The organism is Pseudomonas mucoides (assembly GCF_015461845.1).
In the GTDB taxonomy this organism is placed as follows: domain Bacteria; phylum Pseudomonadota; class Gammaproteobacteria; order Pseudomonadales; family Pseudomonadaceae; genus Aquipseudomonas; species Aquipseudomonas mucoides.
In genome coordinates this window covers 263,826-287,374 of record NZ_JACOPW010000001.1, presented here as the reverse complement: position 1 = coordinate 287,374, position 23,549 = coordinate 263,826, and the positions used below count along the sequence as shown (strand labels likewise).

Sequence of the window (23,549 nt, the reverse complement as noted above, 5' to 3'; positions counted from 1 at the left end):
ACCTATAAAAAAAGCGACGGTCGCCGGCACGCTGCCGGTGGCCATCGGAGAACGCTATGAAACAAGATTCTGTGAAACACACCCACGTAAACAGCTACTACGCCGCTACCCGTAACTTCACCGGCGACTTCCCGGTGCTCGAACAAGCGGTGGACTGCGACGTCTGCATCATCGGCGCCGGTTACACCGGTTTGTCCTCGGCCCTGTTCCTCGCGGAAGCGGGCTACAGCGTGACCGTCCTCGAAGCCGCCAAAGTCGGTTTCGGCGCCAGCGGTCGCAACGGCGGCCAACTGGTCAACTCCTACAGCCGCGACGTCGATGTCATCGAAGAACGCTACGGCGACAAAACCGCTGAAGTCCTCGGCAGCATGATCTTCGAAGGCGCCGACATCATTCGTCAGCGCATACAGCACTACGACATCCAGTGCGACTACAAGCCCGGCGGCATCTTTGCCGCGATGAACAAGAAGCAGCTCAAAGGCCTGGCCGAGCAGAAAAGCAGCTGGGAACGCTACGGCAACAAAAACCTGAAAATGCTCGACGCGGCGGACATCAAGCGCGAAGTCGGTTCCGATGCCTACGTCGGCGGCCTGCTGGACATGCAGGGCGGCCATATTCACCCGCTGAACCTGGCCCTCGGCGAAGCCTCGGCCATCATCGGCCTGGGCGGCAAAATCTACGAACAATCGGCCGCGGTAGAAATCACCTACGGCGAACCGATTACCGTGCGCACCGCCAAAGGCGTGGTGAAGGCCAAGTACCTGCTGATCGCCGGTAACGCCTACCTGCCGCAGGGTCTCGACAATCGCGTGACCAGCAAAAGCATGCCGTGCGGCTCGCAAATCGTCGTCACCGAACCGTTGTCGGAAAAGGTTGCGCGCAGCCTGATCAAAAACAACTACTGCGTCGAAGACTGCAACTACCTGCTCGACTACTACCGCCTCACCGCCGACAACCGTTTGCTGTACGGCGGCGGTGTGGTCTACGGCGCCCGCGAACCGGACGACATTGAACAACTGATCCGCCCGAAAATCCTCAAGACCTTCCCGCAACTCAAGGACGTGAAAATCGACTACCGCTGGACCGGCAACTTCCTGCTGACCATGTCGCGCATGCCGCAGTTCGGCCGCATCGAGAAAAACGCCTACTACATGCAAGGCTACAGCGGCCACGGCGTCACCTGCTCGCACCTGGCCGGCAAACTGATCTCGGAAATGATCCGCGGCGACGCCGAACGCTTCGACGCGTTCGCTTCGCTACCGCACATGCCAATGATCGGCGGCCGCACCTTCCAGGCCCCGCTCACCGCCATGGGCGCCGCGTACTACGCGCTGCGCGATCGGTTCGGCATCTGATAAACGCTGCAAAACCTGCGGGAGCGGGCTTGCCCGCGATGACGCCAAATCAGCCACCATTGAGGTCGGCTGACACACCGCAATCGCGGGCAAGCCCGCTCCCACAAGTTGATCCCGGTCGATCACAAGTTTTGCGGTCGCCACAGAACCCTGTGGGAGCGGGCTTGCCCGCGATGAGGCCCGACCAGCCACCATCAACCCCAACCAAACACCCTGATTTCAGGCCCAAACAACCTTTTCACCCACCCATTCATCGAACCTGCTGAGCAACACCACCAAACGTGATTTAATACCCGCCTTTCACATTTCCGGGACAGGGAAGCGGTACTTTCGCGGCCAAAAGTCGCCCGCCATCCACCCCCATAACCCTTAAGTATTCTTCGCATAAGGCTGTCATGGACACGGGCTCACGACTCAAACTAGTACGCGAAAGCTACAAACTGTCCCAGCGCGAGCTGGCCCGGCGTAGCGGCGTCACCAATGCCACCATCTCCCTGATCGAACAAAATCGCGTCAGTCCCTCCGTCAGCTCGCTCAAAAAACTGCTCGAAGGCATTCCCATGTCTTTGGCGGACTTCTTTACCTTTGATCAGCCGCCGCGTGAGCACCAATACGTGTTCCGCGCCAACGAACAGCCGGATCTCGGCCGTCATGGGCTGCGGTTGCTGCTGATTGGCGCTTCGGTGCCGAGTCGGCAGATGCGGTTGTTGCGTGAGCAGTACGCGCCTGGGGCGAGCTCGGGGGAAGAGCCGATTGTGCATTCGGAAGGGGAGGAGTGTGGGTTGGTTACGCGGGGGACGGTTGAGTTGACCGTGGACGGCCAAATCAGTGTGCTCAACGCCGGCGACGGCTACTACTTCCCGACAACCCTGCCGCACAAGTTTCGCAACATCGGCCAGGATGAAGCGGAAATCATCAGCGCCAACACTCCAGCCAACTTCTAATCTCAAAACGGACGCAACCCTGTAGCAGCTGCCGAAGGCTGCGTCCGCAGACGGAAAAGGAGACGGAAAAGGTGACTGGGAAAAGGTGACAGATCTATTTGAATACACAGATCTGTTCCCTTATTTCGAACGGCCAGTCAGCTCAAATTTTTACAACCTCGATCGTCCATTCGCCCTGCACGTTCCGTGTGACGTATTGGAACGGCACAAACATTCCATACGTTTCGAGGTAGACGTAAATGTTGGTGCCGTATTGGTAGGTATCTTGGGTGCAGCTGAGTAGCTTGGCACTCCCGGTCAAACTCGGGTGATACGCGCTGGCGGGTTTCTGCGACTGCACCTCACAGCTGAATCGGTTGTCGACCGGCACCAAGGCTCTGGGACCTTTCCCGCCGTTGGTATAAAGCATCTGCATATCCTGCGCCGTGTATCGCAGGAGGGCGCCGACCGGCATGTGCGCCCAATCGCCCTCGAAGCTGAGGTTCGTCAGCGCCTTATCCTCAATCGTTATCTCTCCTGCACGATTGCTGAATTCACTTTCAGCCAGGGTAATCAGTCCTCGGAACGTGGCTTTGACCCACTGACCGCGTCGGTCTTCATAACGCTCCGTCAGTTGATTTCCCGCCTCGCCCAAAAGGTATGTCGAGTCACGCCCGTTGAGCCGTACCGCTTCATCGGAATACTGTCTTGGCTCGGAGTTGTCTTTAAACACCCGGCGTAGCTGCTGAATGCTTTTCTGCGGTTTGGGCATATTCAATGCCTCGATGGCCTTCAACACCGGGGCGGCAACGACAGGGACCGGTGATTCGAAGGGCGACTGTTCGCGCCCTTCAAATGGTTTGTATTGGTCCAGCGATTGCGGTTTGCCGCAGGCCACCTGAACCAACTGACGCTCATCGGCTGTGAGGCTTTGCGAGCCGATGGCTTTGAGATCTGTCTGCACGCTGCCAGCGAGCACACGACTGTGAGTATCCAGGTAGAAATGACTTAACGCGGTCAGTTGTTGCAGGGCGCAGTTGGCTGTCCACCGCTGGCGTACCTGCCCATACAAGACGTTTTTGCCGGGCACCAAGCTCTCGCCGGGCAGTACCCGAGCTGTCCAGAAAGTTACCTCATCACCTTTCACGTTCAGGCTGCTGCGGTCGATCATCTGCCAATCCTGATGCTCGGGGGCAGAGAACATGCGCCATTGAGGAGGTGCGGTCTGGGCACACACCTGCTTCAACTGCGCACTTTGCAGATACTGGCTCTTTTGTTCAGCCGGTAATTGCCAGGACTCCTGCGAACGCCCCCTCGGGTTGTCGGAGAATCGAGACATTCCCCTTTTGCTGCGGTAAGCCATTTGCGCATCGGGCTCGCTGCAGTTGGCGTCGAAACGTGCCAGATAGTGGCGTTCCGGACTTGGGGACGAAGCCACTAAATAGGTGATCCGGTCTCCCTCTCGCACGATCGAATTCGGCTCGGGTTTCTCGAGTATCACACTCTTGAAAACCGCCAGGCCCGGCTGGACCTCAGGTGTTGTGGTTTGAGCGGACGCGGGCTTTGTCGCTTGGCATCCAGAGAGGATCAAAGCAGCGGTCAGCAGTGAAAAAAGGCTGAAAGGGTGGGGTGTGGCGTCCATGCGGGTGTACTTCATTGATTATGATTGGGTGGTGGCATATTAACATGAGTGCTGGCTGCCAAAAGGACGCCGATGCTGGCAGCGTTAGATTTCGATGTTATGGCGCGCGAACAAAGTCAGCCGCGCTGATAGAGCAGACCATCCTCTCGCTAACTCGACAGGGGAATGAAATAAAAAACCCGCAACTCGGTGCGGGTTTTTTACGGCTTAGCTCTTATTACTAATTCTTTGGTGCCTCAAACCCGCGTTGCTCAATCACCCGAAACACATCACTCACATCCTGGATCAGGATTCGGGCGATGTTGGTGACGGTGTTGATGTCATTTTCGGCGTAGTCGGGGAGGCTGGTGCAGGCCGTGAGGTTTAGGTATTTGAGGACGGCGCTGAGGCGTTCGCTGACGCAGTTGTGGAGTTCGCGCAGTGGGGCATCGCTGTCGATGAGCAGGACGGGGTAGTTGGTGGCGAGTTGGGACATTGGGGTGAAGCGGCGGGGCGGGTTCTGGGTTGACATGCATATAGTCCTAAAAAATGAGTCAAAGTCGTCAAAATCCATTCACAGACAGAAACCGGCTGTGTCATGTCTGACGGTATTTGGTGATCTTCTTTTAGGGCTGCGAAACCCTGTCTCTGATGGTCGTCAGTGACGGGTCGAACTTTAAGCGAAGATTTTGGTGCCTGCAAACGGGGTTGTAGGACCGAAAGCGGGTTATTGGTTGATGTCGGAGGCAGAGCTTCCGGCGGGGTTACTGGCGTTAAATCAGAACGTGTTTAAGTGTCTGTGTACCTTGCTCGTTGGATTTACGGCTGCTGTGTAGCCGGACGCAGACTTCGCCAGCTGCTACAGGATGTGGGTGTGTTTAAAAACGCGGTGAAGGGTGGGGCGGCTTCGCTGCCCAGCGGGAGCAAGCTCCCTCGCCACAGAGGGTGGTTTCCTACACGATTTTCGGATGGCCAGAAACGACAAAGCCCCGAATCATCGAGGCTTTGATCCTTTGATGTCATTGCCTGGCTTGAGGCGAGTGCGGGTTGTGTTCGGTGTGTTTGGGGCCGGTCAGTGCCCATGCCACGACGCCGATCAGTGGCACGAAGACGATCACGACGATCCACAAGAGTTTGTTGCTGGATTTGCCTTGGGCTTTTCGGACTCGGTTGATGGCCCATAGCTCGATCAGCAGAAGCACTGCCACGAGTACGATCCAGATTGTTTCGGTTTGCATTGCTCACCCTCCTGATAGTCATTCAGTTAGGTGAGCTGCGGTGGGCGGGGTTCATTTAATTTTTGGTTAAGCGGGGTTGCTCGCGATGGTGGTCTGTCAGGCAATTCAGAATTGACTGTCAGGGCCTCATCGCGAGCAAGCTCGCTCCCACAGGGATTGTGGGGATAGTTAGAGGGAGGTGGCCAGTTTTCCGGTGGAGAGGCGACGCTTGTAGGCGGTGTCGCGGTTGGCCAGCCAGTAGTAGAGCGGTGAGGTGATCAGCAGGCCGACCAGCCAGGAAAGGTCTGCGCCGTTGATGTGTTCCGAAATCGGCCCGACATACAGCGGCGTGTTCATGAACGGAATCTGCACCACGATGCCGATCGCATACGCCAACAGCGCCTGCGGGTTGTACCGGCCGTAGATCCCGCCGTCGACTTTGAAGATCGAGTTGATGTCGTACTGACCTTTGTGAATCGCATAGAAGTCGATCAGGTTGATCGCGGTCCACGGCACCAGCACCACGAGCAGCACCAGGACCATGTCGACGAAGTGGCCGATGAAGTTGGCGGAGGCGCCAACGGCGGCGAAGCAGCACGCGGCGAGGACGATGACCGAGAGCACGGCGCGGCTTTTGGCGGTGGGGATCCAGCGGTAGGCGAAGGTTTGCACCAGGGTGATCAGCGACAGCACGGCGCCGTAGAGGTTGAGGGCGTTGTGGCTGATGACGCTGAGCAGGAACAGCACGAGCATCAGCGGGCCGATGGAGCCGGTGGCGAGTTTGACCGCGTCCATGGTGTCCATGCCGACGGGGGTGGCGAGGACGGCGACGGCGCCGAAGATGAACGAGAGGCTGGAGCCGAGGACGGTGCCCAGGTAGGTGGTCCAGAACGTGGCGGCGACCGGTACGTTGGCCGGCAGGTAGCGCGAGTAGTCGGACACGTACGGTGCGAAGGCGATTTGCCAGAGCGCGGCGAGCGAAACGGTGGCGAGCCAGCCGGACAGGTTGAAGCTGCCACGGGTGAGGAAGTCGGCGGTTTGTACGTGGGTGAATATGTAGCCGAAGCCGAGCACGATGCCGGCGCCGAGCACCCAGGTGCCGATGCGGTTGAGCACGTGGATGAAGCGGTAACCGATGATGCCGATGATGCCGGAACCGAGCGCACCGATGACAATGCCGACGGGCACCGGGACGCTGTCGACCACGCCGTGCAGGGATTTTCCGGCGAGGACGATGTTGGAGGCGAAGAAGCCGATGTACATGACGCCGGCGATCAGCACCACCAGCAGCGCACCGAGGGAGCCGAACTGGGCGCGGCTCTGGATCATTTGCGGGATGCCCATCTGCGGGCCTTGCGCCGAGTGCAGCGCCATCAGCACGCCGCCGACCAGGTGACCGACGAGAATGGCGACGATGCCCCACACCAGGTTGAGGTGGAACATTTGCACGCCGAGGGCGCCGGTGACGATCGGCAGCGGCGCGATGTTGCCGCCGAACCAGAGGGTGAACAGGTCGCGGGTTTTGCCGTGACGATCTTCGGGCGGCACGTAGCCGATGGTGTGTTTCTCGATGAGCGGGGCGGAGGTTGTTGCAGCGGTAACCATGACGAACTCCAAGGCAATGTGAGTACGTGGACGTACTTCGGTGAGCGCCGTATGGGGGCGACGCTTTTCTTGTTGGAGTTGATGATGGGCGGTGGGCGGGGAGAGATAAATTAGTAAGATTGTGGGTATAGACGTTAAAAAATGTATGCCGGTTGGTCGCTGGAAATCCTGGGCGAACAGGGGGGGGTATTACGGACGCGATACTGTGGGAGCGGGCTTGCCCGCGATGGCAGTCTGTCAGCCAACTCAATATTGACTGTCAGGCCCTCATCGCGGGCAAGCCCGCTCCCACAGGGATTTCTGGTGTGTTCGGATGCTTTGCTAGCTGATCGATTGCAGCATCCGTTGCAGCATCGCATCGCAGGCGGTGAGTTGTTGGAGGCTGACGAATTCGTCGGGTTTGTGTCCTTGGTCCATGCTGCCGGGGCCGCAGACGACGGTGGGGATGCCTGCTGCGTCGAACAGGCCGCCCTCGGTGCCGAAGGCCACGGTGCCGAATTCTCGGGAGCCGGAGAACGCGGCAATCAACTCAGCCGCTTCACTGTGCGCATCGGTCGCCAGACCGGGGTACGCCGACAACTCGCTGAAGCGGATCTCACTCTGTTCACTTACGGCACGCATGCGCGGCAACACCTGTCGCTCGGCATAGGCCTTCAGTTCCTGCGCCACATCATTGGGATCAAACGAGGGCAGGGCACGGATTTCGAAGTCGAAGCGACAATCGGCGGGGACGATGTTCAACGCTTTACCGCCAGAAATCACGCCGGTTTGCACGGTGCTGAATGGCGGATCGAACCGCGCATCGTGAAGCTCCGGTGCCTTCAGTCGATGACCCATCCGCCCCAGTTCACCCATCAGTTCAGCCGCGTATTCAATCGCGTTGACCCCCAGCGGCGCGTACGCTGAATGGCACGCTTGCCCGTGAACATCACAACGCATCGCCAGTTTGCCTTTATGCCCGAGCACCGGTTTCAGTTCGGTCGGCTCACCAATGATGCAGAGCATCGGTTTGACCGGACGCTGTTGCAGTTCCGCCAGCAGCGATCGCACGCCCAGGCAGCCAACTTCCTCATCATAAGAAAGCGCGATGTGCACCGGCACGCGCAGCGTGGCCTGCACCAGCGACGGCACCAAGGCCAGTACGCAGGCGATGTAGCCTTTCATGTCCGCCGTGCCACGACCGTAGAGTTTGCCGTCGCGTTCGGTGAGTTCGAACGGTGGAACGGTCCACGGCTGGCCGTCGACGGGCACCACGTCGGTGTGCCCCGACAGCACGATGCCCGGCACGCCCGCCGGGCCGAGGGTGGCGAACAGATTGGCCTTGCTGCGTTGCTCGTTGTAGACCAGTTCGCACGGCACGTCGAAACCCGCGAGGTAATCGCGGACGAACTCGATCAGGTGCAGGTTGGACTCGCGGCTGGTGGTGTCGAACGCCACCAGCGTCTGCAACAACTCGCGGCTGTGGCTCATCGGTCGTCTCCGGCGACGCCGTAGCCAGGGGATTTGTCCGGGGCGAGGGCGCGGTCGATGTAGTCCTGAACCTGCGGGCGATAGGCGTCCCACAATTTCTCGAGCTCACCGATAGGGTTTTCGTCGGCCCAGTCGACCCGCAGGTTGATGATCGGCCAGGTCAGTTCACCCACGACGATCATCGCCGCCGAATGCACCGGCCCGGCTTCACCGCCGGCGGCAATCGCGGCTTTCATCGCGGCGAGCAAGCGGTCGGCCAATTGACCTTCGCCATGTTCGAACGCTGCGACCATCGCTTCGATCACCGAGCGGTCCGCGAGCATGTTGCCGGCCGCCACGCAGTGTTCACCGGACACCGCGTTGTGATTGCCCAGGGTTTGCGCGCCGCTGAAATGCGCGGTGCGGCCGAGGTGGTCGATGGCGGTGATTTGCCGATATTGGCTGTAACCGTTGCGGGTCAGGACTTTGTCCAGCGCCTCGGCCGGTGCGAGGCCTTGCTCCATCAGGGCCAGGGTTTCGGGGCCAAGCGAGGGCAGGGTGATGTTTTGCGTCGAGACCGCGCCGACACCCGGCAGCAGCCAGGGGCAACGGGCGCCGACGGCGATGCTGGAGGAACTGATTGCGATGCCGAACTGACCGGTTTCGGGGCAACGTGCGGCGATGGAGAAGGTCATGGTTTTGCTCCTTGGTTAACCCTTGGCTATTGAGGTGTCTGGGGCAAGTCGAATCGTCGCACCGCCGCTCCCACAGGGATCTTCAGTGGCCACAGAATTGTGTGCGACGATAAACCTGTGGGAGCTGGCGTGCCTGCGATGGCCGCGACTCGGTGTACCTGCTTACTCAGGAATCACCGCAATCACATCAATCTCCATCAACCACTGCGGCTGCCCCAGTGCCGACACCACCAACCCGGTCGAAATCGGAAACACGCCCTTCAGCCACTTGCCCACTTCCTGATAAACCGGCTCGCGATACCGCGGATCAATCAGGTAAGTCGTGGTTTTAACGATGTGGCTCAGATCGCTGCCAGCCTCTTCCAGCAACTGCTTGACGTTGCGCATCGCCTGCTCGGCCTGCGCACGCGGGTCACCCAATCCGACCAGTTTGCCTTCGAAATCAGTGCCGACCTGGCCACGAACATAAACGGTATTACCGGCCCGCACGGCTTGGCACAAATCATTGTCCAGGCTCTGGTTCGGGTAGGTTTCCTTGGTGTTGAACATGCGAATACGGGTATGGGTTGGCGTGGCCATGTGAAGCTCCTGAAAAAAGTCTTAAGCGCTGACAGTGGTTTTATGGGCGACCGGCACGGCTTCAGCCTGACGCTGCGCCGCGTCGTGGTAGTCGAGGTACGACCGCTGGATGGCGATGTGATCGGCCACGTATTTCGCGTCGTGCCAAACGCCCCAGATGAACGAAGACCCACGACGCGACTGCCACGGCAGTCCGAGGAAATAAACCCCGGGCTCGCTCGACACACCGCGCTGATGCTGCGGCTTGCCGTTGTCGTCGAAAGCATCCACCTTGAGCCAGCTGTAATCGGTGGCAAAACCGGTGGCCCAGATGATCGAGGTCACGCCGGCCTTGACCAGGTCGAGCTCAAGAATTGGATTCGTCACGCACGCTGGATCAGGGAAGGTCATGCGCGCTTCAGGTTCTTCCGGCAGGTCCAGGCCGTTGCGCTCGATGTAGGCATCGGCAGCGTTGAGCAGCGCCAGATAGTTTTCGTCACCGCGCGCCAGGTTCTCGGCCAGGTTTGGCTGGAACGTCGCCACGCCGCCATTGAACGATTGGGTCAGGCCGACCAGGGTCATGCCGCGATGGGCGAGGCCACGGAAGTCGACAGTTTTGCCGCCATGGGCACCGCTGACCGCGATGGTCACGTGTTCCCGGCCGGGTTTCATCGCCGCCTGATCCCACTCGCCGAGCACGCCCAGCCACCAGCAGAAATCCCGGTTGCGATAAGCGCGAGGCGGGCGGTCGTGTGCACCGACCGAGAGGTAAACCTGCTTGCCCGAACGCTGCAGTTCATCGGCGATCTGCACGCCCGACGAACCGGCACCCACCACCAGCACAGCGCCTTCCGGCAGTTGCTCGGGGTTGCGGTAATCGGCCGAGTGGGTCTGAATGAACGGCTGATCTTTTGGCGCGATGGGCGGAATCACCGGTTTCTGGAACGGCCCGGTGGCCGCCACCACACGGTTGGCTTCAATCACGCCGTCGGAGGTTTCAATGGTGAAGCCTGGGCGGCCGACATTGCGCTTGACGCTCAGCACGTCCACGCCGGTGCGCACCGGGGCGTTGAATTTCTTGGCGTAGGCTTCGAAGTAATCGGCGACACGTTCTTTCGGGGCAAAGCCGTCGGGGCTCAGGTCATCGAATTCCATGCCTGGAAAGCGGTCGTGCCACGCCGGACCGTTGGCCACCAGCGAATCCCAACGCCCGGTGCGCCAGCGCTCGGCAATGCGGTTGCGCTCCAGCACCAGGTGCGGCACGCCGAGTTTGCTCAGGTGTTCACTCATGGCCACGCCAGCCTGACCGGCGCCAACGATCAGCGTGTCTGTTTTTGTTTTTTCTGTGGTCATCTCTTTACCCTTCGAAGTGGGATTCAGGTCGCTAATGGCCTGCCATCTCTTGGGGTCAAGACTAGGGATCACCCTGGTATCGGTAAAATATTATTAAGCTGGCATTTGAGTATAAATAACTGAGGCAGAGCGCCCGAACCCGCCTGGGCAGCGGGTTTGGCGGGAGGTGTGTCGAATGGCTAGTGCGCTTTCCAGTGCCCGCCGCCCGATTCACAGTCAATCTTTGCCTGACTCAGGTGTTCGGCACTGTAGTAGTACGTCGTGACCTGCGCGTTATCGGGGATATTCAGCGAGGTGCTGTTTTTGTCCTTGCTGGTGGAGTGCGGGTTGGCCAACGATTCCTGGGTCAGTGTGGCAATGCAGGTGGCCTGGTAGTGATCGGCGCACTGCTCGACCTTTTTCTTGGTGCTGGTCAGCATGTCCTTGCTTTCGTTGCTGCACGACCAGTCGATGGCGTTGACGGGCATGCCGTCGTACTCATAGCAGCTATGGGATTCAACCACCGGCACGGAAGGGCTTTGGGAGCGGGTCAGGACGTCGCAGCTTTCAGCCATGGCCAGCGTGGGGCTGAGGCAGGCGAGCAGAAGCAGAAGTCGGGTGTTCATCGGGATTTCCTCTCCAATGGCGCCTGACTTCGTCGAAGTTCGGCGCTATAGGGTTTCGAAAACGCGATGGGCCGCAGGGTTCAATTCGATTGTTGATCCGCTGCAGCCATCAGGCCGGGGCCTTAATGCATCTTGCTGTGATCCATCGTGCCGAGTGCCCGCGCTTCGGCTTGCACTTCGATGGTTTCTTGCTCGCCCTTGGCGTTTTTCACGGTCAGGGTCAGCGGGACTTTATCGCCTTCCTTCACCTGGGCGGTCAGGTCAATCAGCATCACGTGGTAGCCGTGGGGATCCAAGGTCACAGGCTTGCCGGCCGGCAGCGCGACGGATTCGACCATGCCCATCTTCATCACATCGTCTTTCATGCTCATTTGGTGAATCTGTACCGTTTTTGCCACCGGGGACTGAACGCTTACCAGGGTGCTGTCGCTGTCAGCTTGCACGGTCATGAAGGCGCCGGTCGACGGTTGGCCGGCAACGGTCGCGCGGACCCAGGCGTCGTGGACTTCGGTTTGCGCCGACGCCTGGAACGCCAGGCCTATCAGCGACAGGCCCAGAGCCAGTTGTTTGATGCGTTTGAAGGATGTGGCAGTCATTAGCAGACCTCCATGACGGTGAGCAGGTCTTCTGCGCACTCTTGGGCGGTAAGGGACGCGGACAGGCCCAGGCGCAAGTTGCCCCGGGAGTCGAAGACGTAACTGGTCGCGGTGTGGGAGAGGGTGTAGCTGTCACCGTTCGGGACTTTTTCAAAGAACACGCCGAATTCCTTGGCTGTGGCGGCGGTTTCTTCCAGCGTGCCGTGCAGCGCCTCGAACGTCGGGTCGAAGGATTTGACGTATTTGTCGAGCATCTGCGGCGTGTCGCGCTCAGGGTCGAGGGTGATGAAGATCACCTGGAGCTTTTCGCCATCGCGGCCCATCAGTTTTTTCGCTTGGGCGGCGCGGGCCAGGGTGGTCGGGCACACGGCCGGGCATTGAGTGAAACCGAAGAAAATCATCGGCATCATCCCGCGATAGCTGGTCAGCATCCGGGTTTCGCCATCGACGTCCTTGAGCTTGAAGGTCCGGCCCATGATCTTGTCGCTGAGGTCCTTGCCGTACTTGAACGACAGTTTGCTGCTGTCATCACAACCGGCCAGCAGGCCGAGGCTCAACAGGCTCATGCCGCGCAGGACAGTGCGACGGGTATACAACGTACTCATGGGGGAAAATCCTGTGTAGCGACGTGAAATCTTGGGCGGCTGATGTATCAGACGAAAAATGCGCGTGGATATTAACAAACTGTAGTGGTCCGCTGGTCATTGTCGGACCGACGCGGGTTGCGGTACAGAGACAGAACCTGCAGAAAACTACGGATCAGATACGATCCCTGTAGCCGCTGCCGAGCCTGCGTTCGGCAGTTGCTACAAGGTCGGCGTTGCAGCAGACACAATCTCCTCGCCGTTGCGTTACGGCTGCTAAGCTTCGACCTTGCAGCGTCCGAGCCTTCCCCGGCGGGAGCATTGCAGAGGTTCAAGGAGTACGACTTCAGTATCCATTCCACCTCAAAAGAGGTGGTGAGTGATTGTCGATAACCTGCACGGAGGCAGGCAATGGTAATCAAGCACGTTGGCCATTCGAGTGCCGAGGGTGTTCCCGAGCCACTTGATCGTGAAGAAATGGAGCGGGTGCTGGCGCAGTTGTTGGCCAGTCCGGTGTTTGCCAAGTCCAGGCGGATGGGCGATCTGCTGCGCTTCCTGGTCGATCATGACCTTCAACATCCGACCATTGCGCTCACTGAGCACGCCATCGGCCTGGCGGTGTTTCGCCGTGATCCGGCGATTTACTGCACCGGCGACGATCCGGTGGTGCGAGTGCAGGTGGGGCGATTGCGCCGCAAACTTGCGGCGCATTACGCCACCAGCGGTCAGCAAGACCCGGTACACCTGAGCCTTCCGGCTGGATGTTATCGCCTCGCCTATCAACGACTTCGGCCCAAGGCGATCGCGGCGCGCCACCCGGTGTTACAGATTCAGCCGTTCACCTGCATCACCCGCGACGGCGACGACTTTGCCCGGGGCTTGTGTGAAGAGCTGAGCTGCAGGCTGTTCGAATCGTTCGAGCAGACACAAAGCCATGGCAATCACGTATTGATGAAGGTGCCACGCAGCAGCGTCAAAGCCTCGGACCTGGTGCGGGCCGGGCGCGGCAATTATTCACTGGAGGGCAGTGTGCGGGTTGAGTCGACCCGGGTTCGGGCTTCGGTGCGCTTGATTGATGTCGCACAGGGGCGGATTCGCTGGTCAGAACAGTTTGATCGTAATCGACCTTACGGCATCGCCACGCAGGAGGATCTGGCGGAGTCGATTTGCCAATCGTTGACGGGGTATTTCGCCCGTGGCGGCAGTGACGCTTGAATAGACGGGGCAACCGCAAGGTTGCCCCGGTTGCAGGGCTTACACGACGGTCCAGCTGCCTCCGGAGTAGAGGCGGGTGGCATTGTTGTCGAACGTCAGGTCGATTTCGACGGATTGTGAGCGCGACGTGCTGAACATGGTGCTGGTCTGCACGTTCTGTTCGAACCACACCAATAGGGTTTCGATCGGGGTCAGCGCCGTAGAGCCGCGGACCACTGGGTTGGAGGCCACGTAGATCGGGGTGCTGACCTGCATGCCATCGATGCCGGTGGACAATTGGCTGACGCCCGGGTGGATGTTGCCGTAATTGTTGATCAGGGTGATCGACGTGTCAGGGCCGCCGCTCGTCGCCGGGCCCATCAACCCCGAATTGTCGAGTATTGACTGTTGACCCAGACCAATCGTGACGATGTTGGTCGAGACTTCCACTTGCACGTTCGCCTGGAACGTATTGGAACCGAACAGCTGATACTGCGGGGTCCAGCTAAAGGTGTTGTTGCTCAGGTATTGGACATAGGACTGCCAGACCACATTGTAGGCTTCGTTACCGACCTTCTTGGCGAAACACAACTTGTAGCCTGATTGTTTCAGCGTGGTCAGGTCGCCGGCGGCGATCTGGATTTTGACCGACTTTTGAGTGGCCGCCAGCGTCGAAGTCAGGACCTTGGCGTAGTCAGTGCTTTTCAAGGCTGTTGGAGCGGCCAGCAGCGATTTGATGGCGGCCTGCACGTTGTCATGAAGTGTTTGTTGATGCTCGCTTACTGCAATGGATTTGCTCATGGTTTCCCTATTCCTTGGTGTGGTGTGTCGGGCAATCAATGGCTCATTGAGCACATCGACGGCTTCACTGTAGGCGGGCGGAGCGGGGCGGCGAAGTGTCTTGGCGTTACAGCCGGAGAGCTCATCAACACGGTTCCAGCCCGGCAGGTAACAGCGCGTGTAACGGCGGAGTATCAAGCGATAAAACAGCGGGGAGGCCTTTCGACCACCCCGCCGTGGCCTCAGTGCGCGGCCGCACTCACCGTTGCGTCAGCAAAGGTGAAGTTCCAGCTGGTGCGTTTGCCTTTGGCGACCTCGATCAGCTTGTTCTCGAACACCGTGTGATTGACCAGGCCGGTGTAGGTCATTTTTCGGCTGGCGTTGTCGCCGGTCACGTCAACCGGCGTGCCGTCGGACTCGAACATGGCCTTTTTCAGATCGGCTTCCGACGGGACGCTGCTCTGGTTTTTTTCAACAATGACGAAACTCATGGTGTCACCTCTTCCGTGATGGGGGGATCGGCGGGCAGCCGGGCCGAACGTCCGTGCCTGCACACCGAAGGCACTACTCTATTGGCCGGCCAGGCCCCGCAGAAGTGACAACACGGTCGCTAAGGTAACAGCGTGGAGATCGTCGGAATCAGCCACGTAACAAGGGCGTATCACGGCACGCGTTTCTCCATGGTCGCCTTCAGCGCTTCCGTCACCAGCGCCGCCACAATCGGCTCTGACGTCGAACGCATCTCTCCACCGACGGTGGCTTGCTGGGCTTTGACCTTTTCCACGTATTGCGATGCGGGTCCATCGGCGACCAGCGATGACAGCTCTTCCTCGGAGAACGACTTCTCATAGGCCCGCGCCAGGTTCTCGTCCCATTCCGGCTGGTACTTGGGTAGTAACGCGGTGATTTCTTCGGAGACGATGCGGTTGGCGTCGTCAGCCCCCAGCTTCTCGGCAATCACCGACCAGGACACCGTTCCCTGCGCCGTCGACAGGGCGATGGCCGGGAGGTTGCTGCCCATGTGCGCTTTGGCGACCAAGGTGCGCGCTTCATTCAGGGCCGGGGTGTCCGCAGCGGCTGGATTTGAAAGTGTGAATAGCAGCGTTAATGCGAGGGCGGTAGTAGACATCCGATGCACGATTGGGCTCCGTGGTTGGTGAAACAGGGACATCAGAGCAGCGTAGACCAGGCCCATCGACCAACCATTGGTTTAATCAATAATCACCATCAAGGAATGCAAGTTCTGTTTTTTCGCCATGGGAGGAGGATAGCCACATACCGAATTCGCCTTTGAAGGAACCTGTGCGATGAGAATGTCTACCTTGCTGGCTTTTGTCGCCGTATTCACCGGCAGCGTCGCCGCCACCGTGCCGGCCTACGCGGCTGAGCCGGCTTGCCATTTCCCCCCTGTAGCCGACAGCACCGCCAGCCTGCAACATGCCCAATCAGTGGGCGTGCTCTACAGCGAAAACACCGTCAACACCCTTCAATACCTCGAGCAATACCATGCGGTGGCGGTGAACGGCGCGAAGAACCCGCAGCTGGATTCGCGCATCAGCCGCGCGTTCGTCAACAGCTCTGATCCGAAACTTGCGATCAACTGGCTCATGGGCTCGCTGCAAAAACAGTTCGGTTCGGTGACGGTCTACGACAACCTCGACGCACTGGTACAAGCCCACCCCGACGTGGTGGTGATGCTGGACACTTACAGCCGCCTGGTGTCCAAGCGCAATAATCAGGTCGAAGCGCGTTTCATGGCCAAGTTCTACGATGCGAACCTGCAGTACATCGGCCAGGCCGAAGGCTCACGCGCCCAACAAATGCCTTCGGTTTGGGTGCACGGCAAAGCGGCGCCGGACATTGCGGCGCAGATCGACCGGCAAACCGAATTGCAGGTAAATGCGCTGAAGCAGTTTGATGCTTCGCTGAAGGCGTTGGTGACCTCCGGCAACGTGGCGCAGGTGGCGAGTAACTAAACCTTGGCAGGTGTTCAGTTCAACTCTTTCAGGAAGGCCGACGCGGCAAACCCATCGATCAGGCCATCACCTTGAAGGTCGATACTGGACCATTCGGTGTTGGCCGGTTTGGCGATTACTTGCTGACCGGGCTTCAAGCTACTCACTACGCTGTACTCGGTTCCTGGGCCACCACGCAGCCTCAGACTGGTGCGCGCTATCACTTCGTGAGTGGCGGCAACTGGAGGTAGCGTATCGGTCGACGATTCGACCGCAAGCACGAACGCCCCGAAGTCGTCGGTGTGTTGGGGATTGATCAGGTTGAAGTCGAGGTCCAGGCCGCCCAGTTTCGCCGCCGGGGCTTTTTGCTGAATGTGATAGGCGCCATTCTTTATCGCCTCCTTCGTTCCACGAAACCCGGAAGACATCGCCAGCCAGATCAGTGAGCACAAGTTGCTTTTGGACAACGCGCTGGCGGTGGCACCCGAGCCATAGACACCGACCCGATAAGCTGGCTGGCCGCCGGAAACCTCGTTGAACGCCCGCTGCACTCCCTGGAAATACGGGACGATGTTGCTGGTGATTTCGTTGGTGCTGGCATCAAAGTCGACGGAAAAATAGATGCCTGACCCGTCAGGTTGGCCTATGTCGTTGTGGGCATAGCGGTAGGCTCTGCGTCCTGCCTCATACCCTTTGATTTCGGAAAAGTCGTCGGCGTTGTTTTGTCGCTGTTGGAACACCACGGCGATGTTCATGCCTTGTGCACAAATTGATTGCGCCTCAATCAGCGTCAAGCACTTGTCAGGGAACGTTCTCGAGTTGCTGAAGTTGTAGTAACGAATAATGGTTCGTACATTTTCTTTCGCCAGGTTGCGCAGTTTTGATGTGGTGTTGTAGGGGGTGTCGATAATGAACATGATAAGTTTCCTTTCGGCGATGGCGCACTTATACCGAGTGCGAGAGTCGATGGTTTTCGCTCAGGCATTAATAAGAGGCGCGTTTAGCGAGGCCGTCAACACACTTAAATATTTATACTTTCAAGGTGTAAGGGAATTGAATCAGCTGTTAAGTTGATGCAACAAGGTTTGATAAGTTTGTGAGAGGATTGAAGGTGTAATATGTTTTGTGCGTGTTGTTGTATTTATGCTTGCCGGGCTTTACAGCCCGGCAATGTGTTTGAAGTTATCGCGATCCGTTATAAACCCGATTAATCGCGCCGCGAACTGCGTCGCGCCACGCCGGCAACGCTGACCGGGGTGAGAGGGCGACCAACGACGGCTTCGGCCGGGGATATGACACTGTGTACGCCGGGGATCGACAGGGTCTCACCGAGTTCTAGCGCGGCGCTCAGCACCAGGCCGCCGAGCAGCAACCCGCCTGTCTTTATCAAAAGGTTCATTTGGCGGGTCCTTTCACAAAGTTCTTCGGCAAATCATCGCCATTAGGAAGGTCCTTCAAGTCGATTTTCTTCGCATTCGTCGAGTTGTTGAAGGTGAAGTCGTCAGCCGCCACTTCATTGCCGGTCTTCCAGTCACTCAATCGAATGCTGAACTGCGGCCCACCCTCCACCCGTTTTGAGGTGATGACATAGCGGCAGGGGTAGGGGCGCTCACCTTGGGCGATCCAGATCTGCCAATCCACTTCCTTGGTTCTGAACGCCAGGTGATCGCACTCGACCCCACTGATGACGCCACTGCCCAGGTCTTTTATGTCGTTCACGCCCGTCATCAAGGACGCTTGAGGGTTGGACACGAACAGATCGGCGCCGGCTAAAGGTCGGTCGTATTTTTTCCTGAGTACATCAATCAAATTATCCAGGGTGCCGGGCACTTCCACTTGCGTATACGCGTTAACGTTTTTGCCAAACAGGGTCAGGGTTTTTCCGTCAAACAGTATTTCCATGTCGACAAATCCGCTGGCGCGAGTATTGCGTATCTTGTCTGGCCGGCTGATGACGGTTGTGCCGGAAGCGGACAGTGCAAGTTTCTGCTTCTCTTTGGTGGTGACTTCGTAGTCGGTGTCGTAATTGAACGATATGTTTTTTTGCGCTGACATATAGTCGGACATGCTCTTAAGCAAGTTTTTAGCGTACGCCTCATCGGCATGGGCCGTGATCGGACTGTTCAATCCGATGATTAATGCCAGACCGGCGCCAGTGATACGCAGTGTCGCGGATTCGATTAACTGTCGGGCGATCTTTTCCATGGAAGTTCACCGCTTGGAATTGCCGGGTTGCCCGGCCTGGACTTATAACGTTAGTCCCATCACCTACGTATTGAACGACCACTCATCCGGGCTGGTGTTTGAGCGATTAGCGCTCGATTATTCGGTCTATTGAATGACGGCGTTCAGCAAGCGACTCACGGCTTCTGCCTCGACCGCTCCTTCGGCGAAACCTTCGGCAAACACCGCGCAACTCGCGGTGTGGTCACCTTCACCGCAGCGATATACCGCGATCACGCTGCCCGGTCCGCCGCCGGTGTGTCCGCTTAATACCCGCCCACCCTCGACCGCACCTTGCATCAGGCCAAGCGCGTAACCCGGCGCAAGCCACGGACGCCCGGCTATCGGCCCGCCAAGCGTGCGAGCCGTCTGCATCTCGCGCAGCAACGCCGGCGGCAGCGTCTGGCCGGCCAGTAGACGATCGAGACAAACAGCGGCTTGATCCAGCGGGCCAACCAACAGCCCGTGATAAACCCAGCCCGGGTCGTACGATGGTGCGGTGCCCATGTTCACGCCCTGCAGATCGGCTGGCGTTTTGGCGAGGCGTACACCTGACAGACCGAGGGGTGAAAAAACCAGTCGGGTCAACGCTTCTTCCAGCGCAAGACCGCTCAGGCGTTCGATGAATTTCGCCACGTACAGGTAGCCAACGTTTGAATAGCGCCAGCCGTCACCGGGCGTGTAGCGCAACCGGGGCGCGTCCAGCCGGCGCAGCATTTCCTCGGCGGGCCACGGTGTTTCGTTGCTTGCGACGGCCGCGTGGTATTCCGCCAACTCTGCGTAATCCGCCAGCCCGGCTTCATGCCGCAACACTTGGCGCAAGGTAAACGGCCCTTCCGGCAGTGTCTCGTCCAGGTCGAACAGGCCATCACGCACCAGCGACAGCGCGGCGGCGCTGAGCACGGTCTTGGTGAAACTCCACCAAGGAACGATCACCTGAGGGTCTGCAGGCATGGGCGTTGAACCGTTTGAGACAAGGGCAAAAAGCATGGGTAATGGCTGCTCTGGACGAAGGCACCGTGGGAGTTTGCCAGATACCTCATCAATCACCGCCTCGATTGTGTTTTTCCGGCGGCTTGGCTAATCTCGCATAAATACGCATAAACACGCAAAAGCAGGCATAAACATGCAAGATCAGCACGCTGCATCCGAGCTCCCTTCCGTACGCCGGCAGAAAATCCTCCTGATCCTTGAACGCGACGGCAAGGTCATGGCTTCGGAGTTGAGCGAGCATTTCGCCGTGTCCGAAGACACCATCCGCCGTGACCTGTCAGAGCTCGCCAGCGCAGGACTGGTGCAACGGGTGCATGGTGGGGCGTTGCCGCGACCGAAAGACACGGGCAAGGATTTCTTCACCCGGGTGGGTGAAACCGATGAGGTGAAAACGCGCCTGGCGCAACTCGCCGCGCGCCGGGTGCAGGATGGCCAGATTGTGCTGTTCGATTCAGGGAGCACCACGCTGCAGATCGCGCGGTCGCTGCCGGCGGACATCGCCATCACGGCGATTACCGCGTCGCCGATGATCGCCATTGCGTTGGCCGACTACAAAGGCATCAAAGTGATCCTGGCCGGCGGGCAACTCAATCCCGCGACGATGTCGGCCAGCGGGCAGGAAACCCTGCGGCTGATCGAGGGGATCAAGGCTGACTTGCTGTTCACCGGGGTCTGCGCGATTCACCCGGACGTCGGCATCAGCTCGCTGCATTTTGATGAGGTGCCGGTGAAACAGGCGATGCTCAATAGCGCGTCGCACGTGGTGGCCGTGACCATGGCGGACAAACTGGGGGCGGTGGAACCGTTCGTGGTTGCACCGTGCAATCGCCTCCACACGCTGATCACTGAGCAACAGGTGGCGTCGGGCAACGTTGAGGATTATCAGCGGTTGGGTATTGAAGTGATTCAGGTCGATGCCTGAGCTCAACCATGACCCAGCGCAATCGCAAACGACACAACGATGAAGCAGGCAAAGGCAAAATTCAGGTTCATGAGGGTGTCGTCCGACTATCCGAGATGGCGACATCTTGAATAAGCCGGGGACAAATAAAAAATTCGTCTTCGTGATGTAAATGATCGAAGGAATTGATACCTAAACCAGGTACTTGTGAAACCACGTCACGGTGCGGTCCCACGCCAGTTTCGCGGCGGCTTCGTCGTATCGCGGCGTCGAGTCGTTATGGAAACCATGGTTGCAGCCCGGATAAATGTAAGCTTCATAGGTTTTGCCGGCGGCTTTCAGCGCCGCTTCATACGCCGGCCAACCGTCATTGACGCCCTTGTCCAGTTCACCGTAATGCAGCAATAGGGGCGCCTTGATCCTGGGCACGTCTTCAGCCTTTGGCTGGCGGCCATAAAAAGGCACGGCTGCCGCCAGTTCCGGATACGCCACGGCCGCTGCGTTGGCGACACCGCCGCCATAGCAGAAGCCGGTGATGCCGACTTTGCCGGTGGTGGTGTCGTTTTTCATCAGCCACTCGATGGCGGCGAAAAAGTCGTTCATGAGTTTTTCGGGATCAACCTTCGCCTGAAGCTCACGACCCTTGTCATCGTTGCCCGGATAGCCGCCCACCGAGCTCAAGCCGTCAGGGGCGAGGGCGATGAACCCGGCCTTGGCGACGCGTCGAGCGACGTCTTCGATGTAGGGATTGAGGCCACGGTTTTCATGCACGACCACCACCGCCGGGACTTTGCCGCTGGCCTTGGCCGGGCGCACCAGGTAGCCGCGCACATTGCCGTGGCCCTTGGGTGAGGGGTAGGTGATGTACTCGGGCAGGATGTCCGGGTCGGTGAATTCCACTTGTTCGGCGAGCGCGTAACGGGGGCTCAGTGAGGCGAGCAGTGCGCTGGCGGTCAAACCGCCCAAAGCGAACAACGCCGCGCGATCGAGAAACTCGCGGCGGTTGATCTTGCCGTGGACGTAGTAGTCATAGAGTTCGAGCAGTTCGGGGGCGAAATCTTTGGCGGTGAGACGTTCCATCGGGGCGCTTCCCGTTTAATCAGAATTTGAATCAGTAAAGCAGTGTTTGGCACACCACCCGGGCAATGCGCCCGGGCATGCACAATGAGGGTTAATGCCCACCCACCACCATATGACTGAACGGTGCCACATACGCCTGCAACGTCACCAGCCCGCCGACCAGAATCGCCAGCACAATCGAGTGGAAGAACACATACCGCAGAATTTCCCCCTCATGCCCGTACCAGCGTGTTGCCGTGGACGCGACCACAATCGACTGCGCGTCGACCATTTTGCCCATGACCCCGCCAGAGCTGTTCGCCGCCGCCATCAGCACCGGGCTGATCCCGAGCTGTTCGGACGTTACCCGTTGCAAGCCGCCGAACAACACGTTGGACGCGGTGTCCGAGCCGGTCAACGCCACGCCGAGCCAGCCGAGGAGGGTGCCGAACATCGGGTAGAAAATGCCGGTCGCGGCGAAGGCCAGGCCCATGGTCGCGTCCAGTCCCGAGTAACGCGTGAGGTAACCCAAGGCCAACATCGCCGCGATGGTGATCAATGAGTAGCGCACCACCCACAGTGTTCGCAGGTATTGGCGAGCCAGTTGCGGGATCGAGTAGCCCATCAGCAGCCCGCCGAGGATGGCGGACAGCAAGATGCCGCTGCCGGTGGCGGTGAACCAGGTGAACTTGTAGATCGCCTCTTCGGTTTTCGGTGCCGGCACCACCGGTGGCACCTTCTCGACTTGCAGGTGCAGGGTGGTGAAGGTCAGGGCCGGCGAGAAGATCGGGTTGGCTTCGCGCATTGGTTTGCCCTGCGGGTCGAGCTTGACCGACTGGGTCTGCGGATCGATCGCCGGGCGGGTATCGAACATGTTTTTGAAACCCTGGGTGCCCCAGGCGAAGACGAAGATCGTGAGGATGATCCACGGCATCCAGGCGCGCATCACCGCCGGTTTTGCATCGCCGGAGAAGGTCCCGCCGACCGCCGGTGGTTGCTCATGTTCGGCATCGATTTTCGAGTTGTCGACACGCCCGGTCAGGGCGGCCGAGGTGTGGACCGTGGCCGGTTTCCAGACCTTGAGGAAACCCGTGAGGCAGGCCATGGAAATCAGCGCGGCGATCACGTCCACGAGCATCGGGCCGTGGTAGTTGGACACAAGGAATTGCGGGACCGCGAAGCTGACGCCGGCCACGAGGATCGCCGGCCAGATCTCCAGCATTTTTCGCCAACCGGCGAACGCCCAGATCAACCAGAACGGTACGAGCACCGAGAAGAACGGCAGCTGCCGACCGACCATCATCGACAGCTCCATTTCATCCAGTCCGGTGACTTTGGCCAGGGTAATGATCGGTGTGCCCAGCGCGCCGAACGCCACTGGTGCGGTATTCGCGATCAAGGCCAGGCCCGAAGCGGCCAAAGGCGAGAAGCCCAAGCCGATCAGAATCGCACCGGTCACCGCCACGGGCGTGCCGAAGCCGGCCGCGCCTTCAAAAAACGCACCGAAGCAGAAGGCGATCAGCAGCAGTTGCAGGCGTCGATCGTCGGTGATGCGCGCCAGGGAATCCTGCAGCACTTTGAACGAGCCGTTCTCGGTGGTCAGTCGGTGCAGGAAGATGATGTTGAGCACGATCCAGCCAATCGGCAGCAAGCCGTTGGCCGCCCCGAACAACGCCGCCGAGCCCGCCATGTTGGCCGGCATGCCGAAGGCAAAGATCGCGATCAGCAGGGCGGAGCCCAGTGCAAGCAGCGCCGCCATGTGCGCCTTGATGTGGAAAAACGCCAGGGAGGTCAGCATCACCACCACCGGCACGGCGGCCATGAGGGTTGAAATGACCGGGTTACCGAAGGGATCGTAGATTTGCTGCCAGACCATGTTCCAC

The 23,549-nt window shown here is 59.1% G+C and carries 25 protein-coding genes; 5 read left to right on the top strand and 20 right to left on the bottom strand.

Going from position 1 to position 23,549, the window contains the following annotated elements:
* Positions 1-56 precede the first annotated feature (56 nt).
* On the top strand, positions 57-1,355 hold the full coding sequence (locus tag H8F22_RS01360; RefSeq protein ID WP_172825908.1) for an NAD(P)/FAD-dependent oxidoreductase: 1,299 nt from the start codon (positions 57-59) through the stop codon (positions 1,353-1,355).
* 395 nt (positions 1,356-1,750) lie between these two features.
* On the top strand, positions 1,751-2,299 hold the full coding sequence (locus tag H8F22_RS01355; RefSeq protein ID WP_007946335.1) for a cupin domain-containing protein: 549 nt from the start codon (positions 1,751-1,753) through the stop codon (positions 2,297-2,299).
* A 142-nt stretch (positions 2,300-2,441) separates the two neighbouring features.
* Here the strand turns inward: H8F22_RS01355 and H8F22_RS01350 are convergent, their stop codons facing one another.
* From H8F22_RS01350 to H8F22_RS01300, 11 genes are all read right to left on the bottom strand, one after another.
* Positions 2,442-3,935: a hypothetical protein gene (locus H8F22_RS01350; RefSeq protein WP_194939668.1), complete on the bottom strand. Its 1,494-nt coding sequence runs from the start codon at positions 3,933-3,935 to the stop codon at positions 2,442-2,444.
* Positions 3,936-4,140: 205 nt separating this feature from the next.
* Positions 4,141-4,431, bottom strand: coding sequence for a hypothetical protein (locus H8F22_RS01345; protein ID WP_027925285.1), 291 nt, complete (start codon positions 4,429-4,431; stop codon positions 4,141-4,143).
* A 487-nt stretch (positions 4,432-4,918) separates the two neighbouring features.
* Positions 4,919-5,137 carry a PLD nuclease N-terminal domain-containing protein gene (locus H8F22_RS01340; RefSeq protein ID WP_027925286.1) on the bottom strand — a complete coding sequence of 73 codons (219 nt, stop codon included), beginning with the start codon at positions 5,135-5,137 and terminating at the stop codon, positions 4,919-4,921.
* Between the two features lie 168 nt (positions 5,138-5,305).
* Positions 5,306-6,721, bottom strand: a complete 1,416-nt coding sequence (locus tag H8F22_RS01335) for a purine-cytosine permease family protein (protein ID WP_194939667.1) — start codon at positions 6,719-6,721, stop codon at positions 5,306-5,308.
* 321 nt (positions 6,722-7,042) lie between these two features.
* Positions 7,043-8,191, bottom strand: a complete 1,149-nt coding sequence (gene argE, locus H8F22_RS01330) for an acetylornithine deacetylase (RefSeq protein ID WP_194939666.1) — start codon at positions 8,189-8,191, stop codon at positions 7,043-7,045.
* Entirely contained in the window at positions 8,188-8,865 is a 678-nt protein-coding gene (locus H8F22_RS01325) for a DUF1028 domain-containing protein (protein WP_027925289.1), read from the bottom strand. Before H8F22_RS01325 ends, argE begins: the two co-directional genes overlap by 4 nt.
* 162 nt (positions 8,866-9,027) lie before the next feature.
* Positions 9,028-9,444: a RidA family protein gene (locus H8F22_RS01320; RefSeq protein ID WP_027925290.1), complete on the bottom strand. Its 417-nt coding sequence runs from the start codon at positions 9,442-9,444 to the stop codon at positions 9,028-9,030.
* 21 nt (positions 9,445-9,465) lie between these two features.
* Positions 9,466-10,812, bottom strand: a complete 1,347-nt coding sequence (locus tag H8F22_RS01315; protein ID WP_407692646.1) for a flavin-containing monooxygenase — start codon at positions 10,810-10,812, stop codon at positions 9,466-9,468.
* Positions 10,813-10,955: 143 nt separating this feature from the next.
* Positions 10,956-11,381 (bottom strand): hypothetical protein, encoded by a 426-nt coding sequence (locus H8F22_RS01310; protein ID WP_027925292.1) that lies wholly within the window; start codon positions 11,379-11,381, stop codon positions 10,956-10,958.
* 122 nt (positions 11,382-11,503) lie between these two features.
* Positions 11,504-11,977 carry a copper chaperone PCu(A)C gene (locus tag H8F22_RS01305; RefSeq protein WP_059181057.1) on the bottom strand — a complete coding sequence of 158 codons (474 nt, stop codon included), beginning with the start codon at positions 11,975-11,977 and terminating at the stop codon, positions 11,504-11,506.
* Entirely contained in the window at positions 11,977-12,582 is a 606-nt protein-coding gene (locus H8F22_RS01300; protein WP_027925294.1) for an SCO family protein, read from the bottom strand. The genes H8F22_RS01305 and H8F22_RS01300 overlap by 1 nt, the downstream gene beginning before the upstream one ends.
* Positions 12,583-12,972: 390 nt before the next feature.
* Between H8F22_RS01300 and H8F22_RS01295 the strand changes: the two genes are divergently transcribed.
* Entirely contained in the window at positions 12,973-13,776 is an 804-nt protein-coding gene (locus H8F22_RS01295) for a membrane protein (RefSeq protein ID WP_027925295.1), read from the top strand.
* 39 nt (positions 13,777-13,815) lie between these two features.
* Here the strand turns inward: H8F22_RS01295 and H8F22_RS01290 are convergent, their stop codons facing one another.
* The 3 genes from H8F22_RS01290 to H8F22_RS01280 all read right to left on the bottom strand — a co-directional run bounded on the left by H8F22_RS01290 (position 13,816) and on the right by H8F22_RS01280 (position 15,664).
* Positions 13,816-14,556 (bottom strand): hypothetical protein, encoded by a 741-nt coding sequence (locus H8F22_RS01290; RefSeq protein ID WP_194939664.1) that lies wholly within the window; start codon positions 14,554-14,556, stop codon positions 13,816-13,818.
* A 221-nt stretch (positions 14,557-14,777) separates the two neighbouring features.
* Positions 14,778-15,026, bottom strand: coding sequence for a hypothetical protein (locus H8F22_RS01285; RefSeq protein WP_027925297.1), 249 nt, complete (start codon positions 15,024-15,026; stop codon positions 14,778-14,780).
* Between the two features lie 170 nt (positions 15,027-15,196).
* The gene (locus H8F22_RS01280) at positions 15,197-15,664 is read right to left on the bottom strand and encodes a hypothetical protein (protein ID WP_155953744.1); all 468 of its coding nucleotides are present in this window, start codon (positions 15,662-15,664) and stop codon (positions 15,197-15,199) included.
* 178 nt (positions 15,665-15,842) lie between these two features.
* Here H8F22_RS01280 and H8F22_RS01275 point away from each other — a divergent pair, with 178 nt between their 5' ends.
* On the top strand, positions 15,843-16,511 hold the full coding sequence (locus H8F22_RS01275; RefSeq protein ID WP_194939663.1) for an ATPase: 669 nt from the start codon (positions 15,843-15,845) through the stop codon (positions 16,509-16,511).
* A 14-nt stretch (positions 16,512-16,525) separates the two neighbouring features.
* Here H8F22_RS01275 and H8F22_RS01270 read toward each other — a convergent pair whose 3' ends face one another.
* The 4 genes from H8F22_RS01270 to H8F22_RS01255 form a co-directional block, all read right to left on the bottom strand.
* Positions 16,526-17,407: a glycoside hydrolase domain-containing protein gene (locus H8F22_RS01270; protein ID WP_059181055.1), complete on the bottom strand. Its 882-nt coding sequence runs from the start codon at positions 17,405-17,407 to the stop codon at positions 16,526-16,528.
* A gap of 290 nt (positions 17,408-17,697) precedes the next feature.
* The gene (locus tag H8F22_RS01265) at positions 17,698-17,889 is read right to left on the bottom strand and encodes a hypothetical protein (RefSeq protein ID WP_027925300.1); all 192 of its coding nucleotides are present in this window, start codon (positions 17,887-17,889) and stop codon (positions 17,698-17,700) included.
* On the bottom strand, positions 17,886-18,695 hold the full coding sequence (locus H8F22_RS01260) for a DUF2092 domain-containing protein (RefSeq protein WP_194939662.1): 810 nt from the start codon (positions 18,693-18,695) through the stop codon (positions 17,886-17,888). Before H8F22_RS01260 ends, H8F22_RS01265 begins: the two co-directional genes overlap by 4 nt.
* 126 nt (positions 18,696-18,821) lie before the next feature.
* The gene (locus H8F22_RS01255) at positions 18,822-19,703 is read right to left on the bottom strand and encodes a serine hydrolase domain-containing protein (RefSeq protein WP_194939661.1); all 882 of its coding nucleotides are present in this window, start codon (positions 19,701-19,703) and stop codon (positions 18,822-18,824) included.
* A gap of 136 nt (positions 19,704-19,839) precedes the next feature.
* Here H8F22_RS01255 and H8F22_RS01250 point away from each other — a divergent pair, with 136 nt between their 5' ends.
* On the top strand, positions 19,840-20,628 hold the full coding sequence (locus H8F22_RS01250) for a DeoR/GlpR family DNA-binding transcription regulator (RefSeq protein WP_059181053.1): 789 nt from the start codon (positions 19,840-19,842) through the stop codon (positions 20,626-20,628).
* A 171-nt stretch (positions 20,629-20,799) separates the two neighbouring features.
* On the opposite strand, the gene yghX is transcribed toward H8F22_RS01250, so the two are convergent.
* Positions 20,800-21,687, bottom strand: coding sequence for a YghX family hydrolase (yghX, locus tag H8F22_RS01245; RefSeq protein WP_194939660.1), 888 nt, complete (start codon positions 21,685-21,687; stop codon positions 20,800-20,802).
* A gap of 91 nt (positions 21,688-21,778) precedes the next feature.
* Positions 21,779-23,542: an L-lactate permease gene (locus H8F22_RS01240; RefSeq protein WP_027925305.1), complete on the bottom strand. Its 1,764-nt coding sequence runs from the start codon at positions 23,540-23,542 to the stop codon at positions 21,779-21,781.
* Between the last annotated feature and the right edge of the window lie 7 nt (positions 23,543-23,549).

Coding starts and splice junctions, on each gene's coding strand:
- H8F22_RS01290 (WP_194939664.1), bottom strand. CDS start 14,556: ATGAGCAAATCCATTGCAGTAAGCGAGCATCAACAAACACTTCATGAC.
- H8F22_RS01360 (WP_172825908.1), top strand. CDS start 57: ATGAAACAAGATTCTGTGAAACACACCCACGTAAACAGCTACTACGCC.
- H8F22_RS01285 (WP_027925297.1), bottom strand. CDS start 15,026: ATGAGTTTCGTCATTGTTGAAAAAAACCAGAGCAGCGTCCCGTCGGAA.
- H8F22_RS01250 (WP_059181053.1), top strand. CDS start 19,840: ATGCAAGATCAGCACGCTGCATCCGAGCTCCCTTCCGTACGCCGGCAG.
- H8F22_RS01260 (WP_194939662.1), bottom strand. CDS start 18,695: ATGGAAAAGATCGCCCGACAGTTAATCGAATCCGCGACACTGCGTATC.
- H8F22_RS01240 (WP_027925305.1), bottom strand. CDS start 23,542: ATGGTCTGGCAGCAAATCTACGATCCCTTCGGTAACCCGGTCATTTCA.
- H8F22_RS01350 (WP_194939668.1), bottom strand. CDS start 3,935: ATGAAGTACACCCGCATGGACGCCACACCCCACCCTTTCAGCCTTTTT.
- H8F22_RS01325 (WP_027925289.1), bottom strand. CDS start 8,865: ATGACCTTCTCCATCGCCGCACGTTGCCCCGAAACCGGTCAGTTCGGC.
- H8F22_RS01280 (WP_155953744.1), bottom strand. CDS start 15,664: ATGTCTACTACCGCCCTCGCATTAACGCTGCTATTCACACTTTCAAAT.
- H8F22_RS01255 (WP_194939661.1), bottom strand. CDS start 19,703: ATGCTTTTTGCCCTTGTCTCAAACGGTTCAACGCCCATGCCTGCAGAC.
- H8F22_RS01320 (WP_027925290.1), bottom strand. CDS start 9,444: ATGGCCACGCCAACCCATACCCGTATTCGCATGTTCAACACCAAGGAA.
- H8F22_RS01310 (WP_027925292.1), bottom strand. CDS start 11,381: ATGAACACCCGACTTCTGCTTCTGCTCGCCTGCCTCAGCCCCACGCTG.
- yghX (WP_194939660.1), bottom strand. CDS start 21,687: ATGGAACGTCTCACCGCCAAAGATTTCGCCCCCGAACTGCTCGAACTC.
- argE (WP_194939666.1), bottom strand. CDS start 8,191: ATGAGCCACAGCCGCGAGTTGTTGCAGACGCTGGTGGCGTTCGACACC.
- H8F22_RS01295 (WP_027925295.1), top strand. CDS start 12,973: ATGGTAATCAAGCACGTTGGCCATTCGAGTGCCGAGGGTGTTCCCGAG.
- H8F22_RS01300 (WP_027925294.1), bottom strand. CDS start 12,582: ATGAGTACGTTGTATACCCGTCGCACTGTCCTGCGCGGCATGAGCCTG.
- H8F22_RS01265 (WP_027925300.1), bottom strand. CDS start 17,889: ATGAACCTTTTGATAAAGACAGGCGGGTTGCTGCTCGGCGGCCTGGTG.
- H8F22_RS01275 (WP_194939663.1), top strand. CDS start 15,843: ATGAGAATGTCTACCTTGCTGGCTTTTGTCGCCGTATTCACCGGCAGC.
- H8F22_RS01335 (WP_194939667.1), bottom strand. CDS start 6,721: ATGGTTACCGCTGCAACAACCTCCGCCCCGCTCATCGAGAAACACACC.
- H8F22_RS01305 (WP_059181057.1), bottom strand. CDS start 11,977: ATGACTGCCACATCCTTCAAACGCATCAAACAACTGGCTCTGGGCCTG.
- H8F22_RS01340 (WP_027925286.1), bottom strand. CDS start 5,137: ATGCAAACCGAAACAATCTGGATCGTACTCGTGGCAGTGCTTCTGCTG.
- H8F22_RS01345 (WP_027925285.1), bottom strand. CDS start 4,431: ATGTCAACCCAGAACCCGCCCCGCCGCTTCACCCCAATGTCCCAACTC.
- H8F22_RS01355 (WP_007946335.1), top strand. CDS start 1,751: ATGGACACGGGCTCACGACTCAAACTAGTACGCGAAAGCTACAAACTG.
- H8F22_RS01270 (WP_059181055.1), bottom strand. CDS start 17,407: ATGTTCATTATCGACACCCCCTACAACACCACATCAAAACTGCGCAAC.